Annotated in this window: 8 protein-coding genes; 3 read left to right on the top strand and 5 right to left on the bottom strand. The window is 41.9% G+C overall.

The features are described from left to right. The first annotated feature begins 165 nt into the window (after positions 1–165). From WG989_RS04740 to WG989_RS04730, 3 genes are all read left to right on the top strand, one after another. Positions 166–4,488, top strand: a complete 4,323-nt coding sequence (locus WG989_RS04740; RefSeq protein WP_340427708.1) for a T9SS type B sorting domain-containing protein — start codon at positions 166–168, stop codon at positions 4,486–4,488. 66 nt (positions 4,489–4,554) lie between these two features. Then, complete coding sequence (locus WG989_RS04735; RefSeq protein WP_340427707.1) at positions 4,555–5,565, top strand: PorP/SprF family type IX secretion system membrane protein; 1,011 nt, start codon at positions 4,555–4,557, stop codon at positions 5,563–5,565. A gap of 38 nt (positions 5,566–5,603) precedes the next feature. Then, positions 5,604–7,667, top strand: coding sequence for an OmpA family protein (locus WG989_RS04730; protein ID WP_340427706.1), 2,064 nt, complete (start codon positions 5,604–5,606; stop codon positions 7,665–7,667). 57 nt (positions 7,668–7,724) lie between these two features. On the opposite strand, the gene WG989_RS04725 is transcribed toward WG989_RS04730, so the two are convergent. The 5 genes from WG989_RS04725 to WG989_RS04705 all read right to left on the bottom strand — a co-directional run bounded on the left by WG989_RS04725 (position 7,725) and on the right by WG989_RS04705 (position 16,921). After that, positions 7,725–9,425, bottom strand: coding sequence for a CHASE3 domain-containing protein (locus WG989_RS04725; protein WP_340427704.1), 1,701 nt, complete (start codon positions 9,423–9,425; stop codon positions 7,725–7,727). Between the two features lie 212 nt (positions 9,426–9,637). Continuing rightward, positions 9,638–10,873, bottom strand: coding sequence for a purple acid phosphatase family protein (locus tag WG989_RS04720; protein ID WP_340427703.1), 1,236 nt, complete (start codon positions 10,871–10,873; stop codon positions 9,638–9,640). A gap of 38 nt (positions 10,874–10,911) precedes the next feature. Beyond that, positions 10,912–12,216, bottom strand: coding sequence for a sugar MFS transporter (locus WG989_RS04715; protein ID WP_340427701.1), 1,305 nt, complete (start codon positions 12,214–12,216; stop codon positions 10,912–10,914). Between the two features lie 113 nt (positions 12,217–12,329). Further along, positions 12,330–13,745: a SusD/RagB family nutrient-binding outer membrane lipoprotein gene (locus tag WG989_RS04710; RefSeq protein WP_340427700.1), complete on the bottom strand. Its 1,416-nt coding sequence runs from the start codon at positions 13,743–13,745 to the stop codon at positions 12,330–12,332. Positions 13,746–13,780: 35 nt separating this feature from the next. Next, positions 13,781–16,921: a SusC/RagA family TonB-linked outer membrane protein gene (locus WG989_RS04705; RefSeq protein ID WP_340427699.1), complete on the bottom strand. Its 3,141-nt coding sequence runs from the start codon at positions 16,919–16,921 to the stop codon at positions 13,781–13,783. Positions 16,922–17,106 lie beyond the last annotated feature (185 nt).

The following is a 17,106-nucleotide window of genomic DNA, read 5'->3' as shown; positions in this document are numbered from 1 at the left end:
AGATCCGTTTGTTTTAACTGTACAAATCCCTTGATTTCGTCTCCCCGTTACCGTAAGTAGAAACACACAATTTTTAAGGGAAAATACTGTAACGCTCTGAAAATAATAATGAATGTGTTATGTTTATGCGTTAATTCGATAGTAACCTGAACTAACAGCTTAAAAATGAATCCCAAAAATCCAATTTCCCTTGCAGGAACTTTCCTGTTTTTATTGCTTTCTTTTTTTTCACAAGCACAATCGTTCGGAAGTTTTGCATCTGCAGTCTGGATCACAGATTGTAATCAAAGTAATTTCTACAATACATCTGGTACAGGTGCCAATTTGATTGGTCCTTCCGGAAATGTATTTCAGAGTGCAAATCTTGGTGCACATACGCAAAACTCCGGAACACTGATCCTCCGTGGTGCAGAAGTGAAATCGTTCAAGAACCCAGCATTATCCAATGTATGTTCTGTTCGGTTGAACTATCGTGTGTACCCTGCAGGAAGTCCTTCCGGTACATTTAATGTAATTGATATTCCATTTCTGGAAGATTGTAATGCAGGTGCTTTTCCATCAGGCGGGCCTTGCAATGCAGGCGATCAAAAATGGCAACGCATTATTCCTAACGGCGCAACCACTCCCTACGCACCTGTAAACCTTACAGGCTTTGCACCGGGCAACTACGAACTGGAAGTGTATTATGAACTTGTTGGATCAAACACCACAACCAATGGTTGCGGCGACATTGCCTACGACAATAACAGCGGCGCAAATTATAAAGCAAGGTTTTCCATTCAGGCACCAACTGTAGCAAGTAATAATCCTTCAACCTGTAATGGAACCGAAGGTTCTGTAACCATCAATGGATTAGTGCCGGGTGTTAGCTATGATATTACTTATACTGACAATGGTAATCCTGTTGGCCCTGTAACAATTGTTGCCAACGGATCGGGCCAGGCGATCATTACCGGACTAGATGCCGGTGTGTATGCAGGTTTCTCAATTACAGCAAATGGTTGTACAACCAATTTGTTTTCGGGTGTTATTCTTTCCAACCCGATCATTGTTCCATCGTTTACTGCTATACCAGCTTTCTGTGCAGGAGCAACTGCACCAGCTTTACCAACTACATCCAACAACGGCCTTACGGGTACATGGAACCCGGCCATCATTAATAATATGGCATCCGGTTCTTATACGTTTACACCAGATGCAGGACAGTGTGGTTTGCCTGTTACCATTAATGTAACAGTAAATCCAAACATCACACCAACGTTTAGTTTTGGAACATCGTTAACGATATGTGCAGGTGGAGCCGTTCCAACATTGCCAAACAATTCAACCAACGGATTCAATGGTACATGGAGTCCGGCTGTAGTTGATAATCAAAATTCAGGTGTATACACATTTACGCCAACTGCCGGACAGTGTGCTACTACTGCAACATTTACCGTAACAGTAAATCCAAATATTACACCCACATTCAGTTTTGGTACTGCTATCAGTTTTTGTGAGGGTGCAGCTGCTCCTGCATTACCAACAACATCAACCAATAATATTACAGGTACATGGAGTCCTGCAGTGATCGATAATCAAAACTCAGGAACGTATACATTTACACCAACCGCCGGACAGTGTGCTACTACAACCAGCCTGACTGTTACTGTTACACCGAATGTAACACCAACATTCAGCTTTGGAACAGCATTGACGATCTGTTCGGGTGAAGCAGTTCCAACCTTACCTACCACTTCCGATAACGGGGTAACAGGTACTTGGAACCCTGCAACGGTAAGCAATACAGCAAGCGGAACTTATACGTTTACACCAACTGCCGGATTGTGTGCAGTACCAACAACATTTACGGTAACAGTAAATCCCAACATTACACCAACATTTAGTTTTGGAACAACATTGACGATCTGTGCCGGTGGAACTGTGCCTGCATTACCTGCCGCATCAACAAACGGTATTAATGGTACGTGGAGCCCTGCGGTAGTTGATGATCAGAATTCAGGTGTATACACATTTACACCAACCGCCGGACAGTGTGCAGTACCAACAACATTTACTGTAACAGTGAATCCGAACATTACACCAACATTTAGTTTTGGAACAACCCTGACAATATGTTCAGGCGGAACAGTGCCTGCACTACCAACCACATCCGACAATGGTATTACCGGTACATGGGCAGCATCAACCGTAAGCAATACTGCAAGTGCTGTGTATACATTTACACCAACCGCCGGTTTGTGTGCAACCACCACCACATTTACAGTAACTGTCAATCCGAACGTGACACCCACATTCAGTTTTGGTACAACTTTGACAATTTGTGAAGGAGGAAGTGTGCCTGCATTGCCAACAACATCTGATAACGGAATTACGGGAACATGGAATCCATCAACTGTAAGTACTACTGCAAGTGGTGTTTATACATTTACACCAACTGCCGGTTTGTGTGCAACTACAACAACGTTTACTGTAACAGTAAATCCGAATATCACACCAACATTCAGTTTTGGAACAACCTTGACGATCTGTGCCGGTGGAACAGTTCCTGCATTACCTGCTGCATCAACAAACGGTATTAATGGTACATGGAGTCCTGCAATAGTTGATGATCAAAATTCAGGAGTGTACACATTTACACCAACTGCCGGACAATGTGCATTACCAGCAACATTTACTGTAACAGTAAATCCGAACATCACACCCACATTCAGTTTTGGAACTGCATTGGCAATTTGTTCAGGCGGAACCGTTCCTGCATTACCAACAACATCAACCAATAATATTACAGGTACATGGAGCCCCGCAACTGTAAGTAATACAGCCAGCGGCACCTATACATTTACACCAACTGCCGGACAATGTGCAGTACCAACAACTTTTACTGTAACAGTTGATGTAAACATTACTCCAACGTTTAGCTTTGGAACAACGTTAACGATCTGCTCAGGCGGAAGTGTACCGGCATTACCAACAACATCCGACAATGGTATTACAGGTACATGGGCTGCAACAACAGTAAGCAATACAGCAAGTGCAGTGTATACATTTACACCTGCAGGCGGACAGTGTGCTACCACAACAACGTTCACTGTAACAGTGAATCCGAACATCACACCAACGTTCAGTTTTGGAACAGCACTCAGTGTTTGTGACGGAGCTGCAGTTCCTGCTTTACCTACTACATCAACCAATGGTATTACCGGAACATGGAGTCCTGCATCAATAAGTAATACCGCAAGTGATGTGTACACTTTTACACCAACCGCCGGATTGTGTGCAGTACCAACTACACTCACCGTAACAGTGAATCCAATACTTACACCAACATTCAGTTTTGGAACAACACTTACGATTTGTGCCGGTGCAACTGCTCCAACATTGACCACTACATCAACCAACGGCATCAGCGGCACATGGAGTCCTGCAACGGTGAATAACCAGGCCGATGCTGTGTACACATTTACACCGAATGCCGGAGAGTGCGGAACGACCACTACATTTACTGTAACCGTAACGCCGAACACCATTCCAACATTCAGCTTTGGAAGAACGCTTACCATCTGTTCTGGTGGTACCGTTCCTGCTTTACCAACTACATCTGATAATGGTGTAACAGGTACATGGGCCGCAACAACAGTAAGTAATACAACAAGCGGCGTATACACATTTACTCCAACAGCAGGTATTTGTGCAACTACACAAACATTTACTGTAACAGTGAATCCAATACTTACACCAACGTTCAGCTTTGGTACGTCTGCATCTATTTGTATTGGCGCAACCGTTCCTACATTACCAGCAACATCCAGTAATGGTATTGCCGGTGTATGGACGCCTGCTACAGTTAGCAACACTGCAAACGGAACTTACACGTTTACACCAAACCCGGGTGAATGTGCGGTTGCAGCAACATATACGGTTCAAGTAAACCCTGTTCCATCTGTAACAGCTCCTGCAAACATTACAGTGAATGATGGCGTACTTGTTCCTGCAACAAATTTTGTTACAACACCTTCAACAGGTGTAACCATTAGCTGGACAAACTCAAACACAGCGATTGGTTTAGCTGCATCAGGTACAGGCAATGTGCCGCAGTTTACCGCAACCAATGCAGGTAACACAGATATTACCGCAACCATTACCGTTACACCACGAATCAATGGCTGTATTGGTACACCGGTAACTTATATCATTACTGTAAAAGCATTGAATAAAGATGTGTTTGTGCCGAATGTGTTCTCACCAAATGGTGATGGCAAGAATGAGGTACTGATGGTATATGGTAATTATATCAACAAAGTGGAGATGCGCATCTTTAACCAGTGGGGGCAGCAGATCGCTATGATCAACAGCCGTACTCAAGGTTGGGATGGTACACATAACGGCAAGCCACAACCGGTGGGCGTTTATATGTACGTATTACGTGCCGTAATGAATGATGGACGTACAATTGATCTGAAAGGTTCCATTACACTTGTAAGATAAAAAACCAACTACCCGATAACCATATTTAAAATCTTATATCTGATAAATACAATGAAAAATAAAGCGATGATACAAACCGGGATACTCACAGCATGTTTGCTGCTTGCAGGCGTGCTCCAATCGGTTGCGCAAACAGATCCGCATTTTACACAGAACTATACCTATCCTATGTACACCAACCCGGCAATGACGGGCGGCAGTGATGGTGAATACAGGGTGTCGGCTGTGTACAGAAGTCAATGGGGAAGTGTAAGCAATCCATACCGTACAAGCGGATTATCGTTTGATACACGCACCAGCAAAAATCTTGCGATCGGTGTAAATGTATTGAACCAATCAGCAGGTGATGGTGGTTTTAATTACTTCAATGCATACGGTTCTGTTGCCTACACCGGTGTAAAGTTTGGCACTGATAATAATCACCGGTTGGTGCTTGCTATACAAGCTGGTCTCATCAATCGTCGTGTTGATCAAAGCAAATTCAAATGGGGCGATCAATGGAATCCTATCACCGGTTATAATGCAAACAACGCAACAACTGAATCATTTGCCAATACAAACTCTACTACGTTTGATGCAGGTGCAGGTATCTTGTATTACGATGCATCGCCCGATAAAAAATCAAATGCGTTTGCGGGTGTTTCTGTTTTTCATCTCAACCGCCCGAAAGATCCCATCATTTCTACACAGAGTGTAAGTTTAAATACTATTCCGTTACGTTATGTAGTACACGGTGGTTTGAGTTTTAATTTATCAGAACGTACCAGCATTGTACCACATGCATTGCTGATGCGCCAGGGAACAGCCACTGAAGCAATGATCGGTACTTATATACAATTGAATGTAAATGAGGAAACCGATTTTATGTTTGGCGGATATTATCGTTTCAAAGATGCCATTGCACCATTTGTGGGTGTTGACTGGAAAAATTTTATTGTGGGATTGAGTTATGATGTGAATGCATCGAAGCTGGGAACCATGACGAGAAATGTGAACAGTTTTGAATTAAGCCTTTCGTACGTTAAACGCAGCGGAACAAGAAGCATTATTGACTGGATCCGTTGTCCACGTTTATAATTTCAGAAAAGTGAATGATCAACCCTAAAGAAGCACACATGCAATCCACTATCTCACTTCAACAAAATGATTCAACAATGACCACTATTTATAAAGCTGCAGGAAAAATTTTCCTGTCGGCTGTAGCCTGTACACTGTTTTTGCAAACACAGGCGCAGGACAAACGTATTGTACAAGCCAATGCCTATTATGCATCCGGCGATTATTATACTGCCGCACAATTGTATGAGCAGTTTTTGAAACCACCTGCCAGCGAAAAACCAAAAGCTGATTTTCCGCTCAATGCAAAGCGCAACCGCCAGGGAAGCGGCATGGGAAAGGGGGTCACAAAAAATGATATTCTTTATAAGCAGGCCGAAAGTTTTCGCTTAGCCAACTATTTTCCGGAAGCAGCCGAGCGTTATAAAGCTGTTGCAGAAAATGATCCTTCCACCTATGGAAGTGCCTTGTACTGGTTAGCTGTATGCCAGCGCAGCCTTGGAAAATATGACGATGCTGCTGAAAGCCTCAACCGTTTTCTCAGTAACGTAACTGCAAACGATCCTTTGAAAGCAGCTGCAGAAAATGAACTGCAACGTTTAAACTATATTAAAGCACAATTAGCACGTCCCGATACAGTGATGTACACCGTTACCAAAACAGGTCTGTCGAACGGAACCGGTAAAGGCGTGTTTGCACCGGTGCATATCGGCGGCAATCAGTTTTTAATTACGAGTACAGAAAAAGATACAGCTGCAATTGCAGGTGTAAATCCATACCACAGTCGTGTGTACAAAGCTACATTAGCAAACAATGAATTTGCAATCGGCGATGCAGAATCACTTTTGTCAACAGATCCATCTGCCAGCCAGGGTGCTGCCAGCATGAGCGCTGACGGCAATCGAATTTACTTTACACAGTGGAAAGCTGTTAATGGCAAAAACACAGCTGCTGTTTTCTATGCAACCAAAGACGGAAACGGATGGACAACACCTGTTGCACTTTCTTCGGTTAACCGTGAGGGTTACAGTAGTCAACAGCCTTATGTTTCTACCGATGGTAAATATTTGTTCTTTGCATCTGATCGTCCAGGTGGCGCAGGTGGATTCGATATCTGGTATGCTCCCCTGCAAGCCGACGGTTCAACGGGTGAAGCGGTGAATACCGGAACGATGATCAATACAGCAGGCGATGAGCAAGCTCCCTTTTATCACAGCTATACCAGCACACTTGTTTTTTCATCGAATGGAAAACAGGGAATGGGCGGCTTTGATCTTTTTACAGCAAAGGGCTGGGAAACAGCATGGAACACGGTAGAAAATATGGGCCACCCTGTTAACTCTATCCGGGATGATGTGTATTATTATACGAACGATAAAACATCCGTATTAAAAAATGCACTGTTCAGTTCAGATCGTGGTGCTGAATGTTGCCTTGAAACCTATACAGTAAGTAAAGTGCCGAAGAAGAAAATTATTACCGGACTGGTGATCGATAAAAAAGATAACCAACCGGTTGCGAATGCAACTGTATTATTGAATGTAGGCGGCAAACAGCAAAAAGCAACCACGGATGCTTCCGGCCGTTATTCGGTTGAAGTAGATACAGATATTAACGGTAATGTAACTGTAAGCAAACAACGTTACAACGAAAAGCAAACAGATATCAGTATTACCAGTACCGACGAAAGCAGCTGGAGCACCAACCGCTTTATCAATAAAGATATTGTGTTGGAGCGCAGGATCATTCTTACACCTGAAACAGTTGTAACAGTATATTTTGATTTTGATAAATACAATCTTAAAGAAGATGCGGTAGCTAAGCTTGATTCCATTTATGACATTCTTGTAGCTAACCCCGGAGCGTATGTACAGATCAGCGGTTATACAGATGGGTTAGGAACAGAAGAGTACAACAAAATACTTTCTGATAAGCGTGCCAAAGCATGTGCTGATTATTTACGTGCAAAAGGAGTGGATGAAACAAAACTTACGTTCGAATCATTTGGCGCCTGTTGCCCGGTTGAAATGGAACTCATCAACGGACGTGACAATGCTGATGGCCGTGCAAAGAACCGCAGAGGGTTGATCAATATCTCCTATCCACCGAAAGAAGAAGAATAAAAGGAAATAATAAAACATAAAGCCGCATCAATGTTGATGCGGCTTTTTTGTTTCTTTTCAAACAGCTTGATACAGATCTTCCGTCTGTAATTCAACTGATAATATAAATCCATTACCAGGACTTGTTACAATATCCATTGTGCCGTTGTACACACTTAACCGGCTGGCAATATTTTTTAACCCAATGCCCCGGTTTGCATCTTTTGCTGTCATGCCTTTTCCGTTATCGGTGATGGTTAAGCGAACAGATTCATCGTTCGACTCAAGTAAAAAAACAACTTCCGAGGCATCTGCATATTTCACAATATTGGTACACTGTTCCTGCACAATACGGTACAGTGTAAGTTTTTGTTTTTCATTCAGTACGGTCTCATCAAAATTGTTCAATTCAAACTCAACTTTAATACCACTGATGGTAAGCATATTGTTGGCTATTTTATAAATGAGCTCGACAAACGATTCCATGTTTAAATAAGGAGTAACCATCTCGTGTGCAATACGCCTGTTCTCATTCATTACCTGGTTGATGGCATCAATACACATACTGATATGCTCGGTATATTTTTCCGGATTACTTCTGATCGTTTGCAAAAACAACTTGGTGCCAGCCAGCAGCTGGTTGATATTATCATGTAACTCTTGCCCCAACATGTTTCGTTCTTTCTCCTGCGCATCAATCGCAGTGGCTGTAATTTCCCTTGCAATTTTTTTCTCCTGTTTAATGAGTTGTTGCTGCAGTTCTTTACGCTCTGAAATATCTCGGATATAGGCACAGGTAAAATTGTTGTTATCCGACTGAACGTTGATGGCAAAAAACTCTACGGGAAACTCTTTACCAAAGCGGTTTACTACTGTTGTTTCAATAATATGATCAAACCTTTCTGCATTTCTCGATTGTAAATAATCTAAAATTCCCGTCTTCGCATAGCTGCGGTAGGCCACAGGAATAATTGTTTCATGAAAGAATTTATCCTTCACTTCATCAAACGACCAACCAAACAGCCGCTCTGCCTGACTGTTCCAGAAAGTAATATTGTTGTAATCATCTACACAAATAATTGCATCAAGTGATGAGTTCATGATCAACCGTCGTGTTTCTTCACTGCTCCTTACCGCAAGTTCTTTTTGTTGTTTGAGATGCATTACGATCCATTGAAGATTAAATACCAGTAATGCAAAAATGATAAAGAGCATTACAAACAGGAAAATATTCATGTGGCGCAACGCCTCTTCATTGTCGTTTCTTTTTTGTTGCAGATAGTTATTTTGCAATGAGTTTATTCGGGTGCCAAAGCGGCGGATACTGTCTGTATAACCTTTGCCCACACCACTTGCTACTAAAAGGCGTGTTTCATCTGCATTATGCAGCATTTTTGTTTTGATCATCAGCCTCGAAAAAATGATGCGTTTAGTGATGAGGGGTTTTAATGAATCTTTGAATATTGATTTGATATCATCGTTTTTAATTCGATGTTCCAGTTGACTGCTGTATGATTTTAATGTTCGTTCCGATGCATACAGAGGTTCAAGGAAACTTTCATTGCCGGTAATAACATAACCTCGGGCACCTGTCTCGTTCTCCATTACGGCCAATAAAAGTTGTTGTAACTGGTAACGGATCTCTTCAGAATAAACGGCTTCCTGGTTTGTATCTCTGAGTGTAACTGTGCGGCGTATAGTAATAACAATAATTGATACAATAACGATTGTAAAAAGCAATAACGCCAGACGTATAGAAGTTCTGATCGATAGTTTCATAGATTCATTACTTAAATGTGACAAAACAGCAAGGCAACAATGTGGGCTTTGTTCAGATTTTAATAATGAGCTGGTTAAAATTAGTGAACATAAATAAGAATTGCAAATGCAGGGGCATGTATCAACAGAAAAACTGTACTGAAGATGCAGCAGTTTTAATTTGTACACGACATACGGGAAATTATACAAATACAAAACGTATGATGAAGTAATTATCGTTTTGAATAGATCGTATAACTACCTGCCTCGTTTCCATCATCTTTCAACATGCGTATGGTCAATTGCTGTTGATCGGCGTGTACTTTAATGAGTGTACGTTTACCGGCAGTTGGTCCGCCACCGATAATGATTGGATAGTTATGCTTCCCTGCAACAGGTGGATGCACACCATATGTATGTGTATGTCCGCAAATAAGCAGATCGATCTTATACTTATCGAATAAGGGAGAAAATAATTTTCTGCAATGCAAGGTGCCATGCGCATCTTCCGTATAAAAAGGCGGGATGTGCATCATCACTACTTTGTACTTCGCTTTCTTATAAGCTTTTGATTGCAGTTGTTGTTCAAGCCAGACCGCTTGCTGAATGCGAAACTGATCAAAATCAACAATGCCTGCATATACAGGATGTGTATCTTCTTTGTCTTCGCCTGTATCAAGTGCAATAGTAAATACAGGTCCCGATTGAAAAGAAAAATATGCGCCTTGTGGTGCAGCAAAATAATCTTTCAACTGGCGGGCATACTTTCCTCTTGTCTCATGGTTGCCACGCACAAACAACATCGGCTTTTGTGTGGCAAAAGATTCAGTACATGGAGTGAGCAGATGATCGATGATCTGTTGTTCGTTGGTTTGATAATCGAATATATCTCCATTCAGAAAAACATATTGATAAGGGTCGTTGCCGTTTAATTGTATGAGTTGTTGAAACGATGCAGGCCGGTCATGAATATCATTCAACACCAGCCATTGTGTTTCTTTTGCAGCCGGGTTATAGGTTATAAATGAATACACATCACTATTGATCGTTTCCCCATACGTGAGTTTATAGGGTTGAAAATCTTTGATCTCTTTTGCAATTATTTTATACTCGTAGGTAGTGCCTGGTTTTAAACCGGTAAGTTTAATTTCATGTACACGGTTATTGGCATCTACCAAACCATCTGATAAGGTATGTGCTTTTTGAATTGGTTTACCTGCTTCGCCATACTCCACCCAGCAATACGAGTTTTTGTTTGTGATACAACGTACATACATCGTGGTATGTTCAATGCTATGCAGGTAAGGTTTGCAGAGAAACCTGTGGTCATCAACAAGCGTTTCTTTTTTTGTATCTGCAGCCAAAGCAGCCGATGATAGACCTGTAAGGCTTACAGTACTGAGTGCAGCCGCTTTGGTTATGGAGTCAAGAAATTTTCTACGGCTTACCCCGGTTAATTCATTATTCATACCATAATTTTTTTATATAGTAAAAGAACGTTGTAAGATTATGTGGTGATTCTCTTTTTTAAACCAACCTTATGTCCGCTTACGGCAAAGTAGAGGATGTATAGATAGCATGGAATTACTGCAATGAAAAAGGCCAGTTGAAAATCGAGTTTCAAGTTGTCTTTTAAATACGCATAGATCATTGGCCAGATAGCACCACCGGAAATACCCATGATCATAATAGCTGAACCTGTTTTGGTAAACTTACCCAGCTGGCTGATACCCAAAGGAAAAATAGCCGGCCACATTAATGAATTGGCTAATCCTAACAATGCAATAAAAGTTACGGATGTATAACCACCGGTAACATAAGCAGCAATACTGAAAATAATACCAATAACAGCACAGATACGCAGAGCTTTTTGCTGTGAAATATATTTCGGGATGGCAATGATGCCTGCGATATAGCCAAGAAGCATTCCACTTAAGGTTAATGCAGTGAAGAATTTAGAGATATCGGCACTAATGCCAAGTTCTTTTCCATAAACACCAATGATGTCTCCCGCCATCACTTCAGCGGCAACATATACGAAGATACAAAATGCACCAAGGAACAAGTGAGGAAACTGGAAAATACTTTTATGATGCACCACTTCACCGCTTGCATCTACTACATCTTCTTCAACTTGTACCTCGGGGAGATGTGTAAATTTTATGAGTAATGCGAACAAACAAAAAACAATTGCCAAAACAATGTAAGGCATGTTAACACGTCCCAATACTTCCTGCAACAGCTGTTCTTTTTCAATGCCTGTAGCTGTTTCAATTTGCTTTTCAATCGCTGCTGCATTTTTCAGAAACAAAGTACCCATGATGATGGGTACAAGTATGCCTGCTGTTTTATTACAGATGCCGGCAAAGCTGATGCGTTTCGCTGCACTTTCAATTGGACCAATAATAGTGAGATAAGGATTTGCAGCAGTCTGCAATAATGCAAGCGCCGAACCTTGTATAAATATTCCTGTTAGAAACAATGCAAATGAATTGGATTTTGCTGCAGGTATAAATAATAACGAACCAACTCCTAATATGAGCATGCCCAGAACAAGCCCATTCTTAAATCCTGTTTTCTTTAAGATCCACGATGAAGGCAATGCCAAAAAGAAATAAGCCATGTAAGAAGAGAACGTAACAAAGAATGCCTGGAAATCAGTTAAGCCAAATGACAGTTTGAAAAAAGGAATCAACGTTCCATTTGCCCATGTTACAAACCCGAAGATAAAAAACAGGGCACAGATCATGATCATTGGAATAAGTGTTGTTTCTTTTTTGGGTACAACCATCTGTATTGTTTGTTGTTGCATGCAGTTAATTTAATATTGAAAATATGTTAATCAATGTTGAATGCAGAAGACAACCGTTTGCACAAAGAAAAAGCCGCATCATTTGATGCGGCTTTTTCCCTCTCCCTTTTTTGTTATTGATCCCACCACAACTTCTGCGTTAAAGCAGGTACTTGTGGTACATTGGTTGAATTCAATGATTGTTCGGTGGAAGGATAATCGATGCGTCGGATCGGTTCGGTGAGCAATGAACTTTGTGGGAGTTGAAAACCCGTGTATGCATAATTGAAACGTCGTGCATCCACCCATGCTTCCGGACTCAGGAACATGATAATATATTTTTCACGAAATAAGATAGGTAATGTAAGATTGCCTTGACCTACTCCAATTTCCGGCCGTGCCAGATAGGTATCTCTGTTTGCTGTTGATATTCCAAGCTTGTTCATGTGGGCAGTAATGCCTGCAATATAAGCTGTATAAGCTCTGGCAGGCAAACTGGCACGTAGTGCCGCCTCTGCTTCAATGAACTTTATTTCTTCCAGTGTAATGACAAATAACGGTGCCGCATCAGCGCTGTAAAAGCCATTGGTGGTTAAATAACACTCATCCCGGTTGGTACCGGTGCCTACACGACCTGCGCCATTGCGTGTGCCACGGTAATCGCCAAAGCGAGTTGTATCTGTAAAGCGACTGATGCGTGGATCTACATAACCAAAGCGTACACCATTCATTGATTGGATCAAGTTGCTGCTTAACCATGCATCAAGCACCAGTGCCGCATTGTTACGTGCTAACGTAGCCCATGGGTTGCGTAAGGTAAACACAGAAACTTTTGCTTCCTGTGCAGCAGCGGTGTACGAACTGTCAACTGCAGCCAACACATTGGCAGCATTATAGGCAGCTGTTTTGCTTAACTGGTTGAGCAATCTTGCTTTCATACTAAAGGCCGTGCGTATCCAATAGGTACGGTTGCCGGCATGTAGAAAATCAGCATTGTTAGTAACAGTGATCGTTGGATTTTTTCGCAACTCAACAATGCCCTCGTCAAGCAAGGTCAAACAACGTGCATGCAGATCCTGCGCATTATCATACTTCGGGCTCAGAATTTTCCCAGACAATGCTTCATTAAACGGAATGTTGCCCCACATATTAAGCGTAAGACTGAGGTTGATCGCCATCATTACTTTGGCCATACCTAAGTGTGCTGTACTTCCATTCTTGATCGCCAATTGCTCCAAGTCATAAATGTCGGCCATGTTATCGTACAACAAACGCCAGGTGGTACTGAAGTCGACACGATCGTAAATATCAGTTGGGGAATTTGAATTGGGCGATGCGAAATACTGTACATAGTAGTTGCTCACATTCGCTGCCCTGAACACATTCAACCCGGTGTTTTGTGTAGTGGCCGCCAAAATTCCATTGATCGTAGGTTCTGTTGGACGGTTGGGATCGTAGTTAATATCTAAATATTTCTTACATCCGGTAAAGCCGATGAGTAAGAGCAAGGCAACCGGTATGCTTTTGTATAGTTGGAATCTTTTTTTCATTACGTGTGATTTAAGCTTGAAAAAATTGTACTGCATTAAAAGTTTACATTAATGCCTACAAAATAGCTGCGTACACCCGGATAGCTGAAGCCTGCAAAACCATCAGCATTACTGCCGGAAGGGTTTGAACTGTTTTCAGGATCAAAGCCGGTGAATGGTGTGCTTAGCCAGAGATTATTTCCGGTAAACGTAACCGAAGCACCTTTGATCAATTTTGTTTTGGCCAGAGTTTTTGCCGGAAGATTATACGACAAGCTGAGGTTGCGTAAACGAACCCACCCCGCATCTTCCACAAAATTCTCTGTTACACCACGATGAATATTCCTGTAGAACCCATCACCATAATTCCGTCCGTCAGGACCTGTTTCCATGCCCAGCCAAACTTGCTGTGTGTTAGGCGCACCACTTGCAATCACACCATCAAATACTTTTGTATCGTTACGGTTCTCGGTGTACTTCGCTATACCAAACGCACTCATGAAGTTGCCCATCTGATTAAAGCGTTGTACGCCTGCACGCATATCAAAGAGGAATGATAAATTAAATTGTTTGTAAGTAAGAGAGTTGCCGATGCCATACATAAAGCGTGGCAATGCATTTCCCAACAGGCGTTGATTCGTTACATCACGAATCGGAAAGCCTGCATTTGTTCCGGTAGTTGCAATGAGCAATGGCAAATCGTTTCGGAGTGTTACACGATCATCAGTTTGTGTACCATAGTAGCGTGTGTAGGCTATACCATACAAACCACCGGCTGGTTGCCCTACCACCCATTTTTGTGTGGCACCGCTGGAGATGTATCCAAACTGTGTTGCAATTACAATTTCATTTAACCCTTCTGCAAGGCGCACTACTTTATTCCGGTTGGCAGTAAAGTTTCCGTTGATCTCCCAACTGAAATTATTTGTACGAACCGGTGTTGCATTCACTGCAAGCTCAATGCCTTTGTTTTCTACTTCACCCGAATTCAACACATACGATGAAAAGCCTGTGGAAGTAGGAACCAATACACGATTGATCACATCTTTACTGTTGATCTGGTATAAACTGAAGTCAAAACCCAAACGGTTGTTTAGAAACTGCATCTCTAAACCAACCTCACGGTTATCAGTAAACTCAGGTTTCAGATCTTCTGATCCTTTTACATCATCTCTTGTCCATCCATTTACACCATTTACCGGTTGACCGAATGCACTGTTGTAATATGTATTGGTGAGATAAGGTTCTACCGGTGCAATACCAATGCGTGCAAATGATGCTCTTAATTTACCATACGTGATCCAGTCGGGCATTTTCAAATGCTGACTGAATACATACGCTACACTTACACTTGGGTAAAAGAAACTACTGTTGCCACTTGCAACAGAGCTGGCAAAGTCGTTGCGGCCTGTTAGTGTGAGATACAGAAAATTATCATACCCAATTGTTGCATCACCAAAAATACCCATGGTACGCAGTTGTGTACGACGACTGTTTTGTGTGATCACTCTTGCATTGTTCAATGTAGTTAGCCCGATAATATCTAATTCAGTTCCCTGTGTTTGTTGAAAATTGTAATTAATATCTACCACATCATGTCCGGCCCTTGCATTGAGTGTAATTTTTTCGCCTAAATTAAATTTACCTGTTACAAGTAAGTTGCTGTTGAGTACTTTGTTGAGAATACGGTATTCACCTACAAAGCCAAGTGCGTTATCAGCAAAGTTTACAAAGCCAGGTCGTGCAATTTGTCCGGGTGCTGTGGCACGGCGGTTATCAGATGTAAAATCCAATCCTAAGCGATACGATACATCTAACCAATTTACCGGTGAGTATGTAAAGGCAAGATTGGAAAGCATACGATCAACGTTGTCTTCAAACTCATTGTAATAAGCTCCAAAAACAGGGTTGTTGTTGAGATAGGTTTTATGTCCACCTTCGGGAGTTTTGTAATCTCTTACATCCCAACGTGGGCTCCAGTAAGAAAGGCCTTCATTAAAACGATCGGCATTATAACGAAGACCACCGCTGTTGATATAGTTGAAGGAAGGATTGAATTGCAGTTTGTCACTCAGCTTCAATACTGCATTTACACGTGCATTCCAGTTACTGTAATTGGTATTGGGTAACACGCCGTTATGTGTAAAGTAACTGAATGATGTATTTACAAGTGCTTTATCGTTACCACCGCTTACATTGAGTGTATTACGGAATTGATTTCCTTGCTGATAAGCTCTTGCATAGTGATGGAACAATTTATCTGGGTGGGTTGGATCCAATGCTTTTGCAGTTTCAACACTCGGTCCCCAGGTAGGAAAGAAATCTGTAGCACTGTAATAGATCTGTCCACCGCTGCGATAACCCTGAGTATATTTCATCTGCACATCCGGAAACTTATTTACTTCTTCAATACCATAAGTGGCATTATAACTAACCCGCATCTTTCCTTCTTTTGCACTCTTGGTAGTAATTACAATTACACCGTTACTTCCACGGAAACCATACAATGCAGTGGCAGCACCACCACGAAGTATACTCATGCTTTCAATATCATCGGGATTAATATCAGCCATGCGGTTACTCATTCCCCGCAGGTTTGCCTGGCCACCTTCGGTAACAGTAGAGTTATCAACGATAACACCATCAATTACAAAAAGCGGTTGATTGTTTCCCAGTGCACTTTTTGGTCCGCGGATCACAATGTTTGCACCTTGGCCAGGACCACCACCGGTTGAATTAATTTGTACACCGGCTACACGTCCCTGAATTGCATTCACCAGATTCGGTTGCCGGCTTTCCATCAACTGTTTGTTGTTGATCTCTGTGGCAGCAAAGCCAAGCGATTTTTTTTGTTGACGAACACCAAAGGCCGTTACAACTACTTCGCCCAAGGCTGTACCCGATACAAGCGTAACCGAAATGTCGCTGGCAGAAGTTACGTCTACCTGTTTGTCCTCATAACCGGCCGAACTGATGATGAGTGTTTTTTGAGTACCTGTGAGTTCAATTGAAAAAATACCGTTCGCATCGGAAGCAACAGCTTTTTGTGTTCCTTTAATGGTAACAGTAGCGAAGGGAACCGCCTCACCTTTTTCATCGGTTATCTTGCCGGTTACTTTTCGTGTTTGTCCCTGCATAGACAATGGAATGATGAGCAAAAGGCTCAGCAGCAGCTTAAGCAGTTTGAATTTTTTCATGCGCTGGTTTTGGTTTTAAGAGAGATGATGACTAAGAGATACTAACAAGATAGAGTGAAAAAATCTTTATTAAAAGCAGATAATGAAAAAATTTAATAACAATTATACCAGCGGAAAAGAAATTGATAAAGGCTGATTTTTATGTTATAAGTGACGCAGCGAATGAGCAATGAAACTGTCCCGTA

It is taken from the genome of Lacibacter sp. H407, from assembly GCF_037892605.1.
Lineage (GTDB): Bacteria > Bacteroidota > Bacteroidia > Chitinophagales > Chitinophagaceae > Lacibacter.
Note: the sequence above shows the minus strand (reverse complement) of the source record. Positions and strands in the feature narration are given on the sequence as shown.